The following is a 16,139-nucleotide window of genomic DNA, read 5'->3' on the forward strand; positions in this document are numbered from 1 at the left end:
CATGCCAAAACTACTGAAATTTTCGCTCTGGTATTTGTTGTCTTTTTTATTGTGTACGTTTCTTGCCAGACTAGGATTTTGGTGGCATTTCCGTGATCCACAGCTTGCCGAAGACACACAAACTTTGTTGCAAGCTTTTGTGTTGGGAACACGCTTCGACCTACGCTTAGGGTTGGTTATTGTTTTGCCCTTTTTGTTACTCGGCGGTTGGACAAAACTTTCTCCGTTTCGCCATCGGTGGTCAGAACGGTTCTGGTGGGCCTATTTTGTCATCGCTAGTGCCGCCACACTCGCTACAATTGGCCTCGACTTCGGCCACTATTCTTATCTGCGCACCCGCCTCAATGCCGCCATTCTCAATTTTTTAGGCGATTGGCAAACCTCGGCAGAAATGGTGTGGCAAAGCTATCCGGTGGTCAAAATTACGCTTATCGCGCTTGTAGTGATAGCAGTATTGCTGTGGGGCGTGGCGACAGGTTTTCGCCATTTACGACAACCCACGCATGGCTGGCAATGGAGTCATCCTAAACCGCGCCATCGGCTATGGCTGGGGCTGACAACAGCGGTGTTAGTGATCGTGGGAATTCATGGCAAATTTTCACAATATCCCCTGCGTTGGAGTGATGCCTTTTTTACGCCCAACCCTTTTGTTGCCAATATCGGACTCAATCCGGTACTGAACTTTTTTGATACTCTAGATTATAAAAGTGCGGGTTTTGATCAGGCCAAAGTCGAGCAGGCCTATCCGGTGATTGCTGATTGGTTAGGAGTTCCGCCCAACACCTCTGGTCCACGCTTTAGCCTACGGCGTGAAATCCCAGCGCGCCCTGATGCCCTTGCCACACCGCCTAATATTGTTTTGGTGTTAGTCGAATCGTTTTCTGCCTATAAAACCAGCACTTTTGGTAATCCCCTCGGTACCACGCCCTATTTTGATCAATTGGCAAAACAAGGGATTTTATTTACTCGCTTTTTTACACCACATTTTGGTACCGCGCGCGGTGTGTTTACGACGCTAACTGGCGTTCCCGATGTGGAAACAGCAAATACCTCTAGCCGAAATCCACAGGCGGCAGATCAACATATCCTGATGGATAGCGCATTTCCTGAATATGAACGGTTCTATTTCATCGGTGGCTCGACTTCGTGGGCCAATATTCGTGGCGTTTTGACCAACAATATTCGTGATATCCGAATTTATGAAGAAGGGCATTATCAATCCAAGCGCAACGACACTTGGGGCATCTCTGACACCAATTTGTTTAAGGAAGCGAATCAAGTTCTTAAACAACAAAACAAACCTTTTTTTGCCATTATCCAAACCTCTGGCAACCATCGCCCTTACACTATTCCGGCAGAAGATCGCGATTTTCAAAGTCAAAAATGGCCGCTGGAACAGCTAAAAGCCAATGGCTTTGACAGTCAGGAAGAATATGACTCTTTCCGTTACATGGATTATTCGATTAAAACACTGATCGAAACGGCCAAAAAAGAAGCGTACTTTGATAACACAGTGTTTGTTTTTCTCGGTGATCACGGTATCACCGGCAATGCCAGTGCAGTGTTACCGGCAGCATGGACAGACTTACGCTTAAGTTCCATTCATACGCCATTCTTGCTGTATGCACCAAAGTTACTGCGCCCAGCAGTACGGACAGAAGTGGCCTCGCAAGTTGATGTGATGGCAACTTTGGCTGGTTTACTACCTCGACCTTATATCAACACCACTTTTGGCCGTGATGTCCTCGCTCCTAGCCCACCAACACGACAAGCCGCTTTCACGATCACACATGATCGCGGGCCAGAAGTTGGTTTTGTGCAAGCACCGTACTACTTTATGTTGGGCTTACCGACACAAAAAGGCTACCTTGCCGAGCTAGACAGCCAAACAGCAAAGAATCTTGAGACAGAACGCAGCGATGAAGCACAACGATTGCGCCAATTTACACTGCACTATTACGAAATGGCACGCTATCTGTTGTTGAACAACAAGAAGCAAGTGGTACAAAAGCAGCCATAAGCAAAAGCCCCTACACATTGGTAGGGGCTTTTTTCATCCGTTTACAACGAAGGCACTAGGCTTATTCTTCGCTGACAACTTCTGCTTCGTCGACTTCTGGACGGTCAACTAATTCGACCAAAGCCAGAGGCGCGTTGTCGCCTTTACGGAAGCCGTAGTGCAGGATACGCACATAGCCACCAGGACGAGTTGCATAGCGTGGGCCCAATTCGTTGAACAGCTTGCCAACCACTTCGCGGTCGCGAGTGCGGTCGAAAGCTAAACGACGGTTAGCCAAGGATGGTTTTTTACCCAAGGTAATCAGAGGCTCTGCCACACGGCGCAGCTCTTTTGCCTTAGGCACAGTAGTCACGATCACTTCGTGACGCAGCAAGGAGTTCGCCATGTTGCGGAGCATAGCCAGGCGATGGCTCGATGTGCGATTCAGTTTACGATTACTTAAGCGATGACGCATTTTAGTGTCCTTTGTCCGACAAACCGAGCAATTACGGTTTTTCCAGCCCGGCCGGCGGCCAGTTTTCGAGCTTCATGCCCAGCGTAAGACCTTTGGAAGCAAGCACTTCTTTGATCTCGTTGAGCGATTTGCGGCCGAGGTTGGGCGTCTTGAGGAGTTCAGTCTCAGTACGCTGAATGAGATCCCCAATGTAGTAGATGTTTTCGGCTTTCAGACAGTTAGCCGAACGCACGGTCAATTCGAGATCGTCAACCGGACGCAACAGGATAGGATCAACCTGTGGTGCACGTTCAATAATCTCTTCTTCAGGGGTACCTTGCAGATCTGCGAAGATCGACAGTTGATCCATCAGAATGCGAGCAGCAGCACGCACAGCTTCTTCTGGCTCCATCGCACCGTTGGTTTCAATATCCAACACCAAACGGTCCAAGTCAGTCCGCTGTTCCACCCGAGCGCTCTCAACCGAGAAACTCACACGGCGCAAAGGACTAAAGGACGCATCGAGCAGAATATTGCCGATGGTACGATTTTCGTCTTGGCTGACTCGGGCGCTAACGGGCTGATAGCCACGGCCTTTTTCAACCTTGATCTCCATCTCGATCTTGCCACCAGCCGCCAAATGACAAATCACCAAATCGGGATTGATCACTTCAACGTCGTGTGGCAATTCGATATCACCTGCCAAGACAGGGCCTTCTCCCTCTTTTTTGAGGGTTAACAGCACACTGTCTCGACCATGCAGCTTAACCACTACATTTTTGAGGTTGAGAAGAATATCAACGACATCTTCCCGTACCCCATCCAATGCAGAGTACTCATGCAAAACGCCTGCGATAGACACTTCGGTCGGAGCAAATCCGGGCATCGAAGACAGCAGGATGCGGCGCAGAGCATTGCCCAGGGTATGGGCATAGCCGCGCTCAAAGGGTTCCATCGCGACGCGAGCTTGCGTCGGAGAAACCGGCTGCACATCAATTAAACGCGGTTTGAGAAATTCCGAAGCGCTGTTTTGCATAGTGTTTCCTTGAAATGGCTAGCGATTACTTAGAGTAGAACTCAACAACGAGCTGCTCGTTGATATCGCTAGACAGGTCGGTGCGTTCGGGCATGGATTTAAACACGCCTTCCATCTTTTTGACGTCAACCGCCACCCAACCTGGGAAACCAATTTGCTCAGCCAAGGCCAGAGCTTCTTGGATACGCACTTGTTTTTTGGCTTTTTCAACCACAGAAACCACATCACCCGCTTTCACTTGGAAAGAAGGAATATTGACGGTTTGACCATTTACTTGAATGGATTTGTGGCTGACCAACTGGCGTGCTTCAGCGCGGGTAGAACCCAAGCCCATGCGATACACGACGTTGTCCAAGCGAGATTCCAACAGCTTCAACAAGTTTTCGCCTGTCGAGCCTTTGCGACGAGCAGCCTCAGCAAAGTATTTGCGGAACTGACGTTCGAGAACACCATAAATGCGGCGAATTTTTTGTTTTTCGCGCAGTTGAACGCCGTAGTCAGACAAACGGGTGTTTTTCGCACCGTGCTGACCCGGTTTGGTATCCAGTTTACACTTGCTATCGATGGCGCGACGCGCGCTCTTCAAGAAGAGGTCGGTGCCTTCACGACGTGCAAGTTTACATTTTGGTCCAGTATAACGTGCCATGAATCAATCTCTCCGATCTTAAATACGACGTTTCTTCGGCGGACGGCAGCCGTTGTGTGGAATTGGCGTCACGTCGGAGATGCTGGTGATTTTGAAGCCCAGCGCGTTCAAAGCACGGACAGAAGACTCGCGACCTGGGCCTGGGCCCTTAATGCGAACTTCCAAATTTTTCACACCATACTCTTGGGCAACTTTACCAGCGTGCTCCGCTGCGACCTGTGCAGCGAAGGGTGTACTTTTGCGCGAGCCTTTAAAACCAGCACCACCGGAGGTAGCCCAAGACAAAGCATTCCCTTGACGGTCGGTGATGGTAATGATGGTATTATTAAAGGACGCGTGAACGTGAACGATCCCTTCGGATACGCTCTTCTTCACTTTTTTGCGTACACGCACTGTGTTTGCTTTAGCCATTATCTATCCTTAATTACTTCTTGCCAGCGATCGGCTTACGCGGACCTTTACGGGTACGCGCATTCGTACGAGTACGCTGACCACGGCAAGGCAGACCACGACGGTGGCGAAGACCACGATAGCAACCGAGATCCATGAGACGTTTAATGCTCATGGTGTTTTCACGGCGCAAATCGCCTTCTACAGTAAACTTCGCGATTTCATCACGAAGTTTTTCCATTTCAGCATCGGTCAAATCTTTGACCTTCGTGTCTGGTGCAATTTGCGTTGCGGCGCAAATAGCTTTAGCACGAGTGCGACCAATACCAAAGATAGCTTGTAAGCCAACCCAGGTATGCTGATGGTTCGGGATGTTTACCCCGGCAATACGGGCCATACTAATTCCCCAAAACGAAAAGTTTGCGATTCTAGCACGTAGCTATCGCAGGGACAAATATTAGCCCTGCTTTTGCTTGTGCCGAGGGTCCGTGCAAATAACACGTACAACACGGTTACGACGGATGATTTTGCAGTTGCGGCAAATTTTTTTCACCGAGGGTTGAACTCGCATGATTTTCCTTTCACGTTATCTCCGCGCCCTTGTTCCTATCCCGCTTATTTGGCGCGGAATACGATACGGGCGCGGGAGAGGTCATAAGGGGTGAGTTCAACGGTGACGCGATCGCCCGGCAAAATACGGATATAGTGCATCCGCATCTTGCCAGAAATGTGACCTAGCACAACATGACCATTCTCAAGCTTGACTTGGAACGTCGCATTAGGCAGCGTCTCCAAGACCTCACCCTGCATCTGGATTGTATCTTCCTTAGCCATAATCTCTTGAAATATCCTGATTCTTAACGAGAGCTGAGTCCGCCGCCATTTTTAAAGTTGGCCTTTTTGAGCAGACTCTCGTATTGCTGCGACAGTACATAGGATTGAATCTGAGTCATCAGATCCATCGTTACCACGACAATGATCAGTAACGAGGTTCCGCCGAAGTAGAATGGAACATTCCAATTCAAGATCAGGAACTCAGGTAACAAACAGACCAGCGTGATGTACACCGCACCAATCAAAGTCAACCGCAGGATAATCTTCTCGATATAGCGTGAAGTCTGTTCACCAGGACGAATTCCAGGGATAAAGGCTCCACTTTTCTTCAAATTGTCCGCTGTTTCTTTTGGATTAAAGACCAGGGCGGTATAGAAGTAGCAGAAGAAAACAATCGCAGCAGCATATAACAGTACATAAACAGGTTGCCCTGGATGCAAGGCATCACTGACTCGTTTAAGCCAGCCCAATCCATCACTTTGACCAAACCATCCCACCACAGTCGCAGGGAAAAGAATAATGCTCGAAGCAAAGATTGGCGGGATCACACCTGCCATATTGAGTTTCAAAGGCAAATGTGTACTTTGGCCTTGAGTAACTCGATTACCCACTTGGCGCTTAGCATAATTCACCAACACCTTGCGCTGACCACGCTCCACAAATACCACGAGGTAAGTCACAGCAATCACGCCGATGAAAAGCGCAACCACCAACAAGATAGGCAAGTTGCCCTGAGAAGTCAGGGTCAGAGTTTTGCCAATTGCCGATGGTACCCCAGCTGCAATACCAGCACAGATGATAAGAGAAATACCATTCCCTATCCCGCGCTCGGTAATTTGTTCACCCAACCACATTAAGAACATGGTACCGGTCACTAATGTAATCACCGTTGTGAAGTAGAACTCCCATTGCGGTGTTAAGACCAGATTAGGTTGTGTAAACAACATTACCGCAATCCCGAACGACTGGAAAGTCGCTAGTAAGACTGTGGCATAACGTGTGTACTGGGTAATTTTTCTTCGTCCTGCATCGCCTTCTTTTTTCAGCTGTTTCAACGAGGGAACAACCTCGGAGGCCAACTGTAAAATAATGGAGGCCGAGATGTACGGCATAATACCAATGGCAAATACCGTAAACCGCGACAAAGCCCCCCCGGAAAACATGTTGAACATGTCGAGGAGGCCCGTTTGCGAGGACTGGAACAGCTTCGCTAGCTCGACGGGGTTGATGCCTGGAACAGGAATGTGGGCACCGATACGATAAACGATCAGAGCACCAATCAAGAACCAGATGCGCCGTTTCAAATCACCAAACTTGTTGGCGTTCGTTGCTAGAGAAGGAGTGGCCACAGAGTCACGCCTTATTCAGCAAAACTGCCACCGGCAGCTTCAATGGCAGCACGCGCACCTGCTGTTGCGCCAAGACCACGCAAAGTCACAGCGCGATCGATGGAACCTGCCAAAATGACTTTTGCTGCTTTAGCAGAAGCGCGAACCAAGCCAGCTTGTTTCAAAGCTAACAGATCGACTTCAGTTAAAGACAACGCAGCCAGAGCATCCAAACGCACTTCGTCAACAAAAGCACGTGTCAGCGAGTTGAAACCACGCTTAGGCAAGCGACGTTGCAAAGGCATTTGACCGCCTTCAAAACCTACTTTGTGGAAACCACCGCTACGAGATTTTTGACCTTTATGACCACGGCCAGCAGTTTTACCCAAACCGCTACCAATGCCACGGCCTACACGCTTTTTAGCGTGTGTTGCACCTGCGGCCGGTTTGATGGTGTTCAGTAACATTTAACCCTCGCACTTAAGCAAGTAGCTGATCTTGTTGATCATGCCACGGTTTTCCGGTGTGTCGATCACCTCAACCGTCTGGTTCAGCTTACGCAGACCCAGACCACGAGCGCAGGCACGATGGCCTTCAATGCGACCAATCAGGCTTTTTACCAAGGTCACCTTGATTGTTTTTTGTTCGCTCATTGCTCTTCAACCCCCAGAATCTCCGCGACAGTCTTGCCACGTTTAGCGGCGATGTCAGCAGGAGTCATCATTTTGGATAGGCCGTCGATAGTCGCGCGGACGATGTTGTATGGGTTGGTTGAACCGTGGCATTTTGCCGACACGTTCTTCACGCCCATTGCATCGAACACAGCACGCATAGGACCACCAGCAATCACACCAGTACCGTCCGGAGCAGGCTGCATAAACACAGTGGTTGCACCATGTTTACCAATCACGCTGTGGTGTAAAGTACCGTTTTTCAGGGGCACTTTAACCATTTTGCGACGTGCTTCTTCCATTGCCTTTTGCACAGCCACTGGCACTTCTTTCGATTTGCCTTTGCCCATGCCAATACCGCCATCGCCATCGCCGACCACTGTCAGGGCGGAGAAAGCCATGATGCGGCCGCCTTTGACCACTTTGGTCACGCGGTTCACGCCGATCATTTTTTCGATCAGACCGTCGCCGCGTTCTTCAATATCATGCTTAGCCATAGTCTTCTCCGATTAGAACGCGAGGCCGCCTTCACGGGCAGCGTCGGCGAGAGCCTTCACGCGACCGTGATAGTGGAAACCAGAACGGTCAAACGCCACTTCTTTAATGCCAGCAGCAACTGCTTTTTCAGCGATACGTTTGCCGACCAGAGCAGCAGCAGCAACATTGCCACCGTTAGCGATGTCCTTGCGAACCTCGGCTTCCAGCGTCGAGGCGCTAGCGAGGACTTTGCCGCCAGTTTCATCAATGATCTGGGCGTAGATATGGCTGTTGGTACGATGCACAGCAAGGCGCACCATCTTGAGCTCACAAATGCGTGCACGGGTTTTGCGTGCGCGGCGGAGTCGAGCTTGTTTCTTATCCATGACAAAGCCTCAATTATTTCTTCTTGGTTTCTTTCAAAACCACTTGCTCGTCGGCATAACGAACACCCTTGCCTTTGTACGGCTCCGGCGAGCGGTATGCACGTACTTCAGCAGCGACTTGACCCACGCGTTGCTTATCAACCCCTTTCAGGATGATTTCGGTTTGGCTTGGGGTTTCCACGGTCACGCCTTCAGGCATTTTGTGGACCACTGGGTGAGAGAAACCCAAGGACAGGTTCAGGTTTGTACCCTGAGCTTGTGCACGGTAACCCACACCAACCAATTGCAACTTGCGTTCAAACCCTTTGGAAACGCCGATCACCATGTTATTCACCAGAGCACGCAGGGTGCCGGACATAGCGCGGGCAAATTTGCTGTTATCTTTTGCAGCAAACACCAAAGTGTTGTCTTCTAACTTCACATCCACTTCGCTACGCAGAGGGATGGTCAAGGCGCCCAAAGCGCCTTTAATAGTCAGCTCGCCTGCACCGAACTTGGCTTCTACGCCAGCGGGCAGTACGACTGGATTTTTGGCTACACGAGACATAATTACTCCTTACGCCACGATGCACAGCACTTCGCCACCGATACCAGCAGCACGTGCTTTGCGATCAGTCATCACGCCTTTGGAAGTCGACACAATCGCGACGCCCAAACCGTTCATGACTTTAGGAATGTCATTGGAGCCTTTGTAGATACGCAGACCAGGACGCGACACGCGATCGAGGCGCTCGATCACTGGACGGCCTGCATAGTACTTGAGCTGGATTTCTAAAGTAGGTTTGCCATCGTTGGCTTCTACTTTGAAATCTTCAATGTAGCCTTCGTCTTTCAAGACGTTAGCAATCGCTGTCTTCAACTTGGAAGACGGCATCGATACCGACACTTTGTCCGCACGCTGAGCGTTACGGATACGAGTCAGCATATCGGAAATAGGATCTTGCATACTCATTGGTGTTCTCCTATTACCAGCTGGCCTTCACGATGCCAGGGATTTCTCCACGCATCGCAATTTCACGCAGTTTGCTACGACCAAGGCCGAACTTGCGGAAAACACCGCGTGGGCGACCAGTGATAGCACAACGATTACGTTGACGCACTGGGCTTGCATTACGCGGGAGTTGCTGGAGAGCCAGACGCGCGGCAAAGCGTTCTTCGTCGGACAGATTGGCGTTGTTGATGACCTCAAGCAGTGCAGCACGCTTCTTGGCAAATTTAGCCACGAGCTTGGCACGCTTTTCTTCACGGTTAATCAGTGCAAGTTTTGCCATGTCTTAGCCCTTGAACGGGAATTTGAATGCAGCCAGCAGAGCGCGGGCTTCTTCATCGGTTTTGGCGGTCGTTGTGATGGTGATGTTCATCCCACGCAGCGCATCGATTTTGTCGTATTCGATCTCTGGGAAAATGATCTGCTCACGCACACCCATGTTGTAGTTACCACGGCCATCAAACGATTTACCGCTTACACCGCGGAAGTCACGAACGCGAGGCAAAGCCACGGTTACCAGACGATCCAAGAATTCGAACATACGTTCGCGGCGCAGGGTGACTTTGCAACCGACAGGATAACCTTCACGAATCTTGAAGCCAGCAATCGATTTGCGGGCAACAGTCACGACCGGTTTTTGACCAGCGATTTTTTGCAGGTCGCCAACAGCGTGTTCCATGACTTTCTTATCAGCAACCGCTTCACCCACACCCATGTTCAGGGTGATTTTTTCGATGCGCGGTACTTCCATCACAGATTTGTAACCGAACTTTTTGACCAGTTCAGGAACAACCGTGTTTTTATAAAACTCTTGCAAACGGGCTGCCATGGTTACTCCTTACGCGCCGACAACTTCGCCGTTCGATTTGAACACGCGAACTTTACGGCCGTCTTCCAGCACCTTGAAGCCAACACGGTCGGCTTTTTGAGTTGCTGGGTTGAAAATAGCCACATTAGAAACGTCAACAGGCATAGTTTTTTCAACGATGCCGCCGGCCACACCACGTACTGGGTTAGGCTTAACGTGTTTCTTGGCAATGTGAACGCCTTCGACCACGACCACAACTTGGTTGGTGTCGGCTAACACTTTCAGCACGGTACCGCGCTTGCCCTTGTCTTTGCCAGTGATGACAACGACTTCATCACCTTTGCGAATCTTACGCATTGAGCCTTCTCCTTACAGAACTTCGGGCGCGAGCGACACGATCTTCATGAAGCGCTCAGAACGCAGCTCACGAGTCACTGGGCCGAAGATACGAGTACCGATTGGCTCAAGCTTGTTGTTCAACAGCACTGCAGCATTGCCGTCAAACTTAATCAGTGAACCATCAGGACGACGAACACCTTTAGCAGTGCGAACGACAACCGCGTTGTACACGTCGCCTTTTTTCACACGGCCACGGGGGGCGGCGTCTTTAATCGTCACCTTGATAATGTCGCCTACTTGAGCGTAGCGACGTTTGGAGCCACCGAGCACCTTGATGCACATCACGTGACGCGCACCCGTGTTATCAGCAACCTCCAACATGGATTGCATTTGAATCATGGATTTTTACCTTTCCAACTTAATCCGCCAAAACTCTACCCTTTAGATAGAGCAAACGCCGCACATTAGGTGCGGCGCACATCGAGCGGCCAGTTTTGGAACCCGTCAGGGCAAGAATTGCCGGCCTTATCGACCGGCAATCACAAAGAAGCAGCATTATACAAAAGGGAGAACCCTTATGCAAGCTACAAATTATACCTGACGAGCTTTTTCTACTAGCGCACTGACTTTCCACGTCTTGGTACGGGACAATGGACGGCATTCGGAAATCACTACCACATCACCGATACCATACTCATTGTTTTCGTCATGAGCGTGGAACTTTTTGGATTTCCGAATCACCTTGCCATAGAGCGGGTGTTTTACCTTACGCTCAACCAAGACAACCACGGTTTTGTCCATTTTGTCGCTAACCACTTTACCGGTCAGTGAACGGACGACTTTGCTGCTTTCGCTCATATCAGGCTGCCTTTTCGTGGAGAACGGTACGGATGCGGGCGATATCGCGACGCACTTTTTTCAGCTCGCTGGTTTTGGACAGCTGCTGAGTCGCCAATTGCATACGAAGGCTGAACTGAGCTTTGAGCAGGCTGATGATTTCAGCTTGCAGCTCTTCAACCGACTTAGCACGCAGTTCGGATGCTTTCATTATTGACCTACCTGTCTGGTGACAAATACCGTCTGAATCGGCAGCTTGGCAGCAGCAAGACGGAATGCTTCACGGGCCAGTTCTTCACCAACCCCTTCCATTTCGTACAACACCTTACCAGGCTGAATTTCAGCAACCCAGTATTCTGGCGAACCTTTACCGTTACCCATACGGACTTCAGCTGGTTTGCTGGAGATAGGCTTATCTGGGAAAATACGGATCCAGATACGACCACCCCGTTTGATGTGACGAGTCATCGCACGACGAGCAGCTTCGATTTGGCGAGCTGTCAAACGACCACGGCCAATTGCTTTCAGACCGTATTCACCAAAGCTCACTTTGTTACCGCGCGTTGCGACACCGGTATTGCGGCCCTTTTGGACCTTACGGTATTTGAGTCTAGTTGGCTGCAGCATTACGTCCTGCCTTTCGTGCTTTCTTCTCAGGCTGAGCCGGCTCGGCGGCGACTTGACCTGGTTTTACGTCACCCTTGTACACCCACACTTTGATGCCGATTACACCATAGGTGGTGTGAGCTTCGCTTGTTGCGTAGTCCACATCAGCACGCAGGGTATGCAGAGGCACACGGCCTTCGCGGTACCATTCGGTACGGGCAATTTCAATCCCGTTCAAACGGCCGGAGGACATGATCTTAATGCCTTGTGCGCCCAAACGCATTGCGTTTTGCATGGCACGTTTCATGGCACGGCGGAACATCACACGCTTTTCCAACTGAGCCGCGATACCATCAGCGATGATTTGCGCGTCTAACTCAGGTTTGCGGATTTCTTCGATGTTGACATGAACCGGTACGCCCATACGGGTTTGCAGTTCTTTGCGCAACAATTCGATGTCTTCGCCTTTTTTACCGATCACGATACCAGGACGGGCACTGTGAATGGTGATACGTGCGCTTTTAGCAGGACGCTCAATCACGACACGGCTCACCGATGCGTGTTTGAGTTTTTGCTTCAAGAAATCACGTACTTCAATATCGGCCTTCAGCATGGTTGCGAAATTTTGGCTGTTCGCAAACCACTTGGAAGACCAGTTTTTGTTCAGCGCGAGGCGGAAGCCACGCGGATCAATCTTCTGTCCCATGATCTACCCCTTAGTTGCCCACAACCAGCGTGATGTGGCAGGTTTGCTTTTCAATGCGGTTACCACGGCCTTTTGCGCGTGCAGAGAAGCGCTTCAAGCTCGGGCCCTTGTCCACATACACCGTAGCAACTTTCAGAGTATCGATGTCTGCGCCTTCATTGTGCTCGGCGTTGGCAATAGCCGACTCCAGCACTTTTTTCAGCAACTCGGCACTCTTTTTCGGCGAGAACGTCAGGATGTTCAATGCCTGTTCAACGGATTTACCGCGAATCAGGTCAGCCACGAGGCGTGCTTTCTGTGCAGACACGCGGGCATTTTTCAAAACAGCAGAAACTTTCATCGCGACACCTTAACGTTTCGCCTTCTTATCGGCCGCGTGGCCTTTGAAGGTACGAGTCAGCGAAAATTCGCCCAGTTTGTGACCAACCATGTTTTCAGTCACATACACCGGCACATGAGTCTTACCGTTATGCACGGCAATAGTCAGACCAACAAATTCCGGCAGAATGGTCGAACGGCGGGACCAAGTTTTTACAGGGCGCTTGTCATTGGTCTGGCGCACCGCTTCAACTTTCTTGATCAGATGCGCGTCAACGAACGGGCCTTTTTTCAGGGAACGTGCCATGTTCAATTACCCTTTATTCGAATAGCGACGGCGCACGATCATGTTGTTCGTACGCTTGTTGCGGCGAGTACGGTAACCCTTAGTTGGAGTACCCCATGGGCTGACAGGATCACGACCTGCAGCTGTTTTACCCTCACCACCACCATGTGGGTGATCGATTGGGTTCATCACCACACCACGGACGGTTGGGCGGATACCGCGCCAACGGTTAGCACCGGCCTTACCAATTTTACGCAGGCTGTGTTCTTCGTTGCCAACTTCACCGATGGTTGCACGGCAATCAACGTGAACTTTGCGAATTTCGCCAGAGCGTAAACGCAACTGAGCGTAAGAACCTTCGCGAGCCAACAACTGAACAGCAGCACCAGCGGAACGAGCCAATTGGGCACCTTTACCAGGCTGCATTTCGATGCAGTGAATGGTAGAACCGACTGGAATGTTACGGATAGGCAAGCAGTTACCTGCTTTGATTGGTGCTTCAGAACCGTTGAACAGCTCGGCGCCAACTTTCACGCCTTTAGGGGCGATGATGTAGCGACGCTCGCCGTCGGCATAGCACAATAATGCGATATGCGCAGTACGGTTTGGATCGTATTCAATACGCTCAACTTTAGCAGCAATACCATCTTTGTTGCGACGGAAGTCAACAACGCGGTAGTGATGCTTGTGGCCACCACCCTTATGACGGGTAGTGATGTGACCGTTGTTATTACGGCCAGCATTCTGGATTTGTTTTTCCAGCAACGGAGCATAGGGACGGCCTTTGTAGAGGTCAGGATTGACCACCTTAACAACGGCACGACGCCCAGGCGATGTTGGTTTAACTTTCACTAAAGCCATGGTCTATCTCCTCACTCTGCGGCAGTAAAGTCGATTTCTTGACCCGGCTTCAGGCTAACATACGCCTTTTTCCAGTCACTACGACGACCGGTAAAACGACCAAAGCGTTTTACCTTGCCTTTGACATTCAAGACCTGAACACCTTCAACTTCTACTTTGAACAACAGTTCAACCGCAGCTTTGATTTCAGGTTTAGTGGCGTCTTTCGCCACTTTGAATACAACTTGCTGATCCTGATCTGCCACGCGAGTGCTTTTCTCGGAAATCACTGGGGCAAGGATCACTTGCATCAGACGTTCTTGATTCATGCCCACTGCTCCTCGAGCTGCTTCACCGCATCACGGGTCATCACGATCTTATTGAAGCGGACTAAGCTGTATGGATCGGTTTGTTGGGCTTCGATAACCAGCACATTGACCAAGTTACGCGATGCCAAATACAGATTCTCGTCCAGCTCTTTAGTAATCACCAAAACTTGTTCCAGACCAAGGGATTTCACTTTGGCTGCGAACTCTTTGGTTTTTGGCGTTTCAACTGTGAAATCGTCAATGATCACCAAACGCTCATCACGCACCAATTGCGATAAGATAGTCGCCATACCAGCGCGGAACATTTTACGGTTAATTTTTTGTGCAAAGTTTTCATCTGGGCTAGATGGGAAAACCTTACCACCACCACGCCACAGAGGGCTGGAGGCCATACCAGCACGCGCACGACCGGTGCCTTTTTGGCGCCATGGTTTGCGGGTGGATTTTGCAACTTCGCTACGGCCTTTTTGAGCACGGTTACCGCTACGGGCATTCGCCAAGTAAGCAGTGACCAGCTGGTGAACCAGAGCTTCGTTATATTCACGACCGAACAGGGCGTCGGACGCTTGCAGGCTTTCAACTGCCTGACCTTGCTGATTGATAACTTTCAGTTCCATCACGCACCTGCCTTCACTGCCGGACGTACCACCACATCGCTTTGTTTGGAGCCAGGCACAGCGCCTTTAACCAAAATCAGCTGACGTTCTACATCGATACGCACGATTTCCAGATTCTGCACGGTACGCTTAACGTTACCGTACTGACCTGCCATACGCTTACCGGGGAACACACGGCCTGGGTCTTGAGCTTGACCGATAGAGCCGGGGGCACGGGTAGTCACGGAGTTACCGTGAGAAGCGCGGTTGGAAGAGAAGTTGTGGCGTTTGATCGCGCCAGAGAAACCTTTACCTTGGCTGGTACCGGTCACGTCAACTTTTTGGCCAACTTCGAACAATTCGACAGTCAGGGAGTCACCAACTTTGAGCTCAGCCAATTTTGCTGCTTCAACAGCAAACTCGGTCAAACCACGGCCAGCTTCTACGCCTGCTTTGGCAAAATGACCAGCTTCAGGCTTAGAGACACGGCTGGCTTTTTTGCTGCCGTAGGTCACTTGCACTGCGCTGTAGCCATCGGTTTCTGGCGTTTTGATTTGCGTGACGCGGTTGGCAGACATGTCAAGCACTGTTACTGGAACGGATGCACCGTCATCAGCAAAAATGCGTGTCATGCCGACCTTGCGACCGACAAGACCTAAACTACGCATAGTTATTTCCTTCAAGAGGTGCCGGTTGCGATTGACCGGCAAAACAAAAGCGGACTCTCTGTTCAAGAGAGCCCGCGAATCTAACACATAAGCGTGTGATACCGCAAGAAAAACTTATGATATCACGCGAATTTATGTTGGATTACTGCAGTTTGATTTCCACATCCACACCGGCGGGAAGATCCAGTTTCATCAACGCATCTACTGTTTTGTCAGTTGGATCGATGATGTCCATCAAGCGCAAGTGAGTACGGATTTCCAATTGGTCACGAGAAGTTTTGTTCACGTGAGGGGAACGCAGCACATCGAAACGCTCGATTTTTGTTGGCAGAGGAACAGGACCTTTGACCACAGCACCCGTACGCTTAGCCGTATCAACGATTTCCTGAGCCGAGCGATCGATCAATTGGTAATCAAAAGCCTTGAGGCGGATGCGGATCTTTTGGTTTTGCATGATAGTCGCGTCCCTTATTGAATGATCTTGGCAACGACACCGGCGCCGACGGTACGACCGCCTTCACGGATAGCGAAACGCAGACCCTCTTCCATAGCGATAGGGGCGATCAATTCAACAGTGATAGACACGTTATCACCAGG

Annotated in this window: 31 protein-coding genes; 1 reads left to right on the top strand and 30 read right to left on the bottom strand. The window is 50.4% G+C overall.

Annotation, left to right across the window (positions count from 1 at the left end):
• The first annotated feature begins 1 nt into the window (after nucleotide 1).
• On the top strand, nucleotides 2-2,020 hold the full coding sequence (locus G465_RS0101285; protein WP_022652668.1) for an LTA synthase family protein: 2,019 nt from the start codon (nucleotides 2-4) through the stop codon (nucleotides 2,018-2,020).
• 61 nt (nucleotides 2,021-2,081) lie between these two features.
• Here G465_RS0101285 and rplQ read toward each other — a convergent pair whose 3' ends face one another.
• The 30 genes from rplQ to G465_RS15270 form a co-directional block, all read right to left on the bottom strand.
• A complete protein-coding gene (rplQ, locus tag G465_RS0101290; RefSeq protein WP_022652669.1) occupies nucleotides 2,082-2,474 on the bottom strand; it encodes a 50S ribosomal protein L17 in 393 nt (130 codons plus the stop codon).
• Nucleotides 2,475-2,505: 31 nt separating this feature from the next.
• On the bottom strand, nucleotides 2,506-3,489 hold the full coding sequence (locus tag G465_RS0101295; RefSeq protein ID WP_022652670.1) for a DNA-directed RNA polymerase subunit alpha: 984 nt from the start codon (nucleotides 3,487-3,489) through the stop codon (nucleotides 2,506-2,508).
• Between the two features lie 25 nt (nucleotides 3,490-3,514).
• Entirely contained in the window at nucleotides 3,515-4,135 is a 621-nt protein-coding gene (rpsD, locus tag G465_RS0101300) for a 30S ribosomal protein S4 (RefSeq protein WP_022652671.1), read from the bottom strand.
• A gap of 18 nt (nucleotides 4,136-4,153) precedes the next feature.
• Entirely contained in the window at nucleotides 4,154-4,546 is a 393-nt protein-coding gene (gene rpsK / locus G465_RS0101305) for a 30S ribosomal protein S11 (RefSeq protein WP_022652672.1), read from the bottom strand.
• Nucleotides 4,547-4,559: 13 nt separating this feature from the next.
• Complete coding sequence (rpsM, locus tag G465_RS0101310; RefSeq protein WP_022652673.1) at nucleotides 4,560-4,922, bottom strand: 30S ribosomal protein S13; 363 nt, start codon at nucleotides 4,920-4,922, stop codon at nucleotides 4,560-4,562.
• Between the two features lie 60 nt (nucleotides 4,923-4,982).
• A complete protein-coding gene (gene rpmJ, locus G465_RS15265; protein ID WP_011137711.1) occupies nucleotides 4,983-5,096 on the bottom strand; it encodes a 50S ribosomal protein L36 in 114 nt (37 codons plus the stop codon).
• A 44-nt stretch (nucleotides 5,097-5,140) separates the two neighbouring features.
• Nucleotides 5,141-5,359: a translation initiation factor IF-1 gene (gene infA / locus G465_RS0101315; protein ID WP_022652674.1), complete on the bottom strand. Its 219-nt coding sequence runs from the start codon at nucleotides 5,357-5,359 to the stop codon at nucleotides 5,141-5,143.
• A 23-nt stretch (nucleotides 5,360-5,382) separates the two neighbouring features.
• The gene (gene secY, locus G465_RS0101320) at nucleotides 5,383-6,708 is read right to left on the bottom strand and encodes a preprotein translocase subunit SecY (protein WP_022652675.1); all 1,326 of its coding nucleotides are present in this window, start codon (nucleotides 6,706-6,708) and stop codon (nucleotides 5,383-5,385) included.
• 11 nt (nucleotides 6,709-6,719) lie between these two features.
• Entirely contained in the window at nucleotides 6,720-7,154 is a 435-nt protein-coding gene (rplO, locus tag G465_RS0101325; protein ID WP_022652676.1) for a 50S ribosomal protein L15, read from the bottom strand.
• Nucleotides 7,155-7,340, bottom strand: a complete 186-nt coding sequence (gene rpmD / locus G465_RS0101330) for a 50S ribosomal protein L30 (protein WP_022652677.1) — start codon at nucleotides 7,338-7,340, stop codon at nucleotides 7,155-7,157. It abuts the gene before it with no gap.
• A complete protein-coding gene (rpsE, locus tag G465_RS0101335) occupies nucleotides 7,337-7,855 on the bottom strand; it encodes a 30S ribosomal protein S5 (RefSeq protein ID WP_022652678.1) in 519 nt (172 codons plus the stop codon). The genes rpmD and rpsE overlap by 4 nt, the downstream gene beginning before the upstream one ends.
• A 12-nt stretch (nucleotides 7,856-7,867) precedes the next feature.
• A complete protein-coding gene (rplR, locus tag G465_RS0101340; protein WP_022652679.1) occupies nucleotides 7,868-8,221 on the bottom strand; it encodes a 50S ribosomal protein L18 in 354 nt (117 codons plus the stop codon).
• A gap of 13 nt (nucleotides 8,222-8,234) precedes the next feature.
• A complete protein-coding gene (gene rplF / locus G465_RS0101345; protein WP_022652680.1) occupies nucleotides 8,235-8,768 on the bottom strand; it encodes a 50S ribosomal protein L6 in 534 nt (177 codons plus the stop codon).
• 9 nt (nucleotides 8,769-8,777) lie between these two features.
• Nucleotides 8,778-9,173, bottom strand: coding sequence for a 30S ribosomal protein S8 (gene rpsH, locus G465_RS0101350; RefSeq protein ID WP_022652681.1), 396 nt, complete (start codon nucleotides 9,171-9,173; stop codon nucleotides 8,778-8,780).
• Between the two features lie 13 nt (nucleotides 9,174-9,186).
• Complete coding sequence (gene rpsN, locus G465_RS0101355) at nucleotides 9,187-9,492, bottom strand: 30S ribosomal protein S14 (RefSeq protein WP_022652683.1); 306 nt, start codon at nucleotides 9,490-9,492, stop codon at nucleotides 9,187-9,189.
• Between the two features lie 3 nt (nucleotides 9,493-9,495).
• Nucleotides 9,496-10,038 carry a 50S ribosomal protein L5 gene (gene rplE, locus G465_RS0101360; RefSeq protein ID WP_022652684.1) on the bottom strand — a complete coding sequence of 181 codons (543 nt, stop codon included), beginning with the start codon at nucleotides 10,036-10,038 and terminating at the stop codon, nucleotides 9,496-9,498.
• A 9-nt stretch (nucleotides 10,039-10,047) separates the two neighbouring features.
• Nucleotides 10,048-10,374: a 50S ribosomal protein L24 gene (rplX, locus tag G465_RS0101365; RefSeq protein ID WP_022652685.1), complete on the bottom strand. Its 327-nt coding sequence runs from the start codon at nucleotides 10,372-10,374 to the stop codon at nucleotides 10,048-10,050.
• Between the two features lie 12 nt (nucleotides 10,375-10,386).
• Nucleotides 10,387-10,755 (bottom strand): 50S ribosomal protein L14, encoded by a 369-nt coding sequence (gene rplN / locus G465_RS0101370; protein WP_022652686.1) that lies wholly within the window; start codon nucleotides 10,753-10,755, stop codon nucleotides 10,387-10,389.
• 192 nt (nucleotides 10,756-10,947) lie between these two features.
• Nucleotides 10,948-11,214, bottom strand: a complete 267-nt coding sequence (gene rpsQ / locus G465_RS0101375) for a 30S ribosomal protein S17 (protein WP_022652687.1) — start codon at nucleotides 11,212-11,214, stop codon at nucleotides 10,948-10,950.
• Between the two features lies 1 nt (nucleotide 11,215).
• Complete coding sequence (gene rpmC / locus G465_RS0101380; protein WP_022652688.1) at nucleotides 11,216-11,404, bottom strand: 50S ribosomal protein L29; 189 nt, start codon at nucleotides 11,402-11,404, stop codon at nucleotides 11,216-11,218.
• Nucleotides 11,404-11,820: a 50S ribosomal protein L16 gene (rplP, locus tag G465_RS0101385; RefSeq protein WP_022652689.1), complete on the bottom strand. Its 417-nt coding sequence runs from the start codon at nucleotides 11,818-11,820 to the stop codon at nucleotides 11,404-11,406. Before rplP ends, rpmC begins: the two co-directional genes overlap by 1 nt.
• Complete coding sequence (gene rpsC / locus G465_RS0101390; protein ID WP_022652690.1) at nucleotides 11,804-12,505, bottom strand: 30S ribosomal protein S3; 702 nt, start codon at nucleotides 12,503-12,505, stop codon at nucleotides 11,804-11,806. Before rpsC ends, rplP begins: the two co-directional genes overlap by 17 nt.
• A 10-nt stretch (nucleotides 12,506-12,515) precedes the next feature.
• The gene (gene rplV / locus G465_RS0101395; RefSeq protein WP_022652691.1) at nucleotides 12,516-12,845 is read right to left on the bottom strand and encodes a 50S ribosomal protein L22; all 330 of its coding nucleotides are present in this window, start codon (nucleotides 12,843-12,845) and stop codon (nucleotides 12,516-12,518) included.
• 9 nt (nucleotides 12,846-12,854) lie between these two features.
• A complete protein-coding gene (gene rpsS, locus G465_RS0101400) occupies nucleotides 12,855-13,130 on the bottom strand; it encodes a 30S ribosomal protein S19 (protein ID WP_022652692.1) in 276 nt (91 codons plus the stop codon).
• A gap of 6 nt (nucleotides 13,131-13,136) precedes the next feature.
• The gene (gene rplB, locus G465_RS0101405) at nucleotides 13,137-13,970 is read right to left on the bottom strand and encodes a 50S ribosomal protein L2 (RefSeq protein ID WP_022652693.1); all 834 of its coding nucleotides are present in this window, start codon (nucleotides 13,968-13,970) and stop codon (nucleotides 13,137-13,139) included.
• Nucleotides 13,971-13,981: 11 nt separating this feature from the next.
• Nucleotides 13,982-14,278, bottom strand: a complete 297-nt coding sequence (gene rplW / locus G465_RS0101410) for a 50S ribosomal protein L23 (protein ID WP_022652694.1) — start codon at nucleotides 14,276-14,278, stop codon at nucleotides 13,982-13,984.
• Nucleotides 14,275-14,895, bottom strand: a complete 621-nt coding sequence (gene rplD / locus G465_RS0101415) for a 50S ribosomal protein L4 (RefSeq protein WP_022652695.1) — start codon at nucleotides 14,893-14,895, stop codon at nucleotides 14,275-14,277. Before rplD ends, rplW begins: the two co-directional genes overlap by 4 nt.
• Entirely contained in the window at nucleotides 14,895-15,542 is a 648-nt protein-coding gene (gene rplC / locus G465_RS0101420) for a 50S ribosomal protein L3 (RefSeq protein ID WP_022652696.1), read from the bottom strand. Before rplC ends, rplD begins: the two co-directional genes overlap by 1 nt.
• 142 nt (nucleotides 15,543-15,684) lie before the next feature.
• Complete coding sequence (rpsJ, locus tag G465_RS0101425) at nucleotides 15,685-15,996, bottom strand: 30S ribosomal protein S10 (RefSeq protein ID WP_022652697.1); 312 nt, start codon at nucleotides 15,994-15,996, stop codon at nucleotides 15,685-15,687.
• A 14-nt stretch (nucleotides 15,997-16,010) separates the two neighbouring features.
• A partial coding sequence (locus G465_RS15270) for an EF-Tu C-terminal domain-related protein (RefSeq protein ID WP_022652698.1) occupies nucleotides 16,011-16,139 on the bottom strand: 129 nt, incomplete at its 5' end.

It is taken from the genome of Aquaspirillum serpens DSM 68, assembly GCF_000420525.1.
GTDB lineage: Bacteria > Pseudomonadota > Gammaproteobacteria > Burkholderiales > Aquaspirillaceae > Aquaspirillum > Aquaspirillum serpens.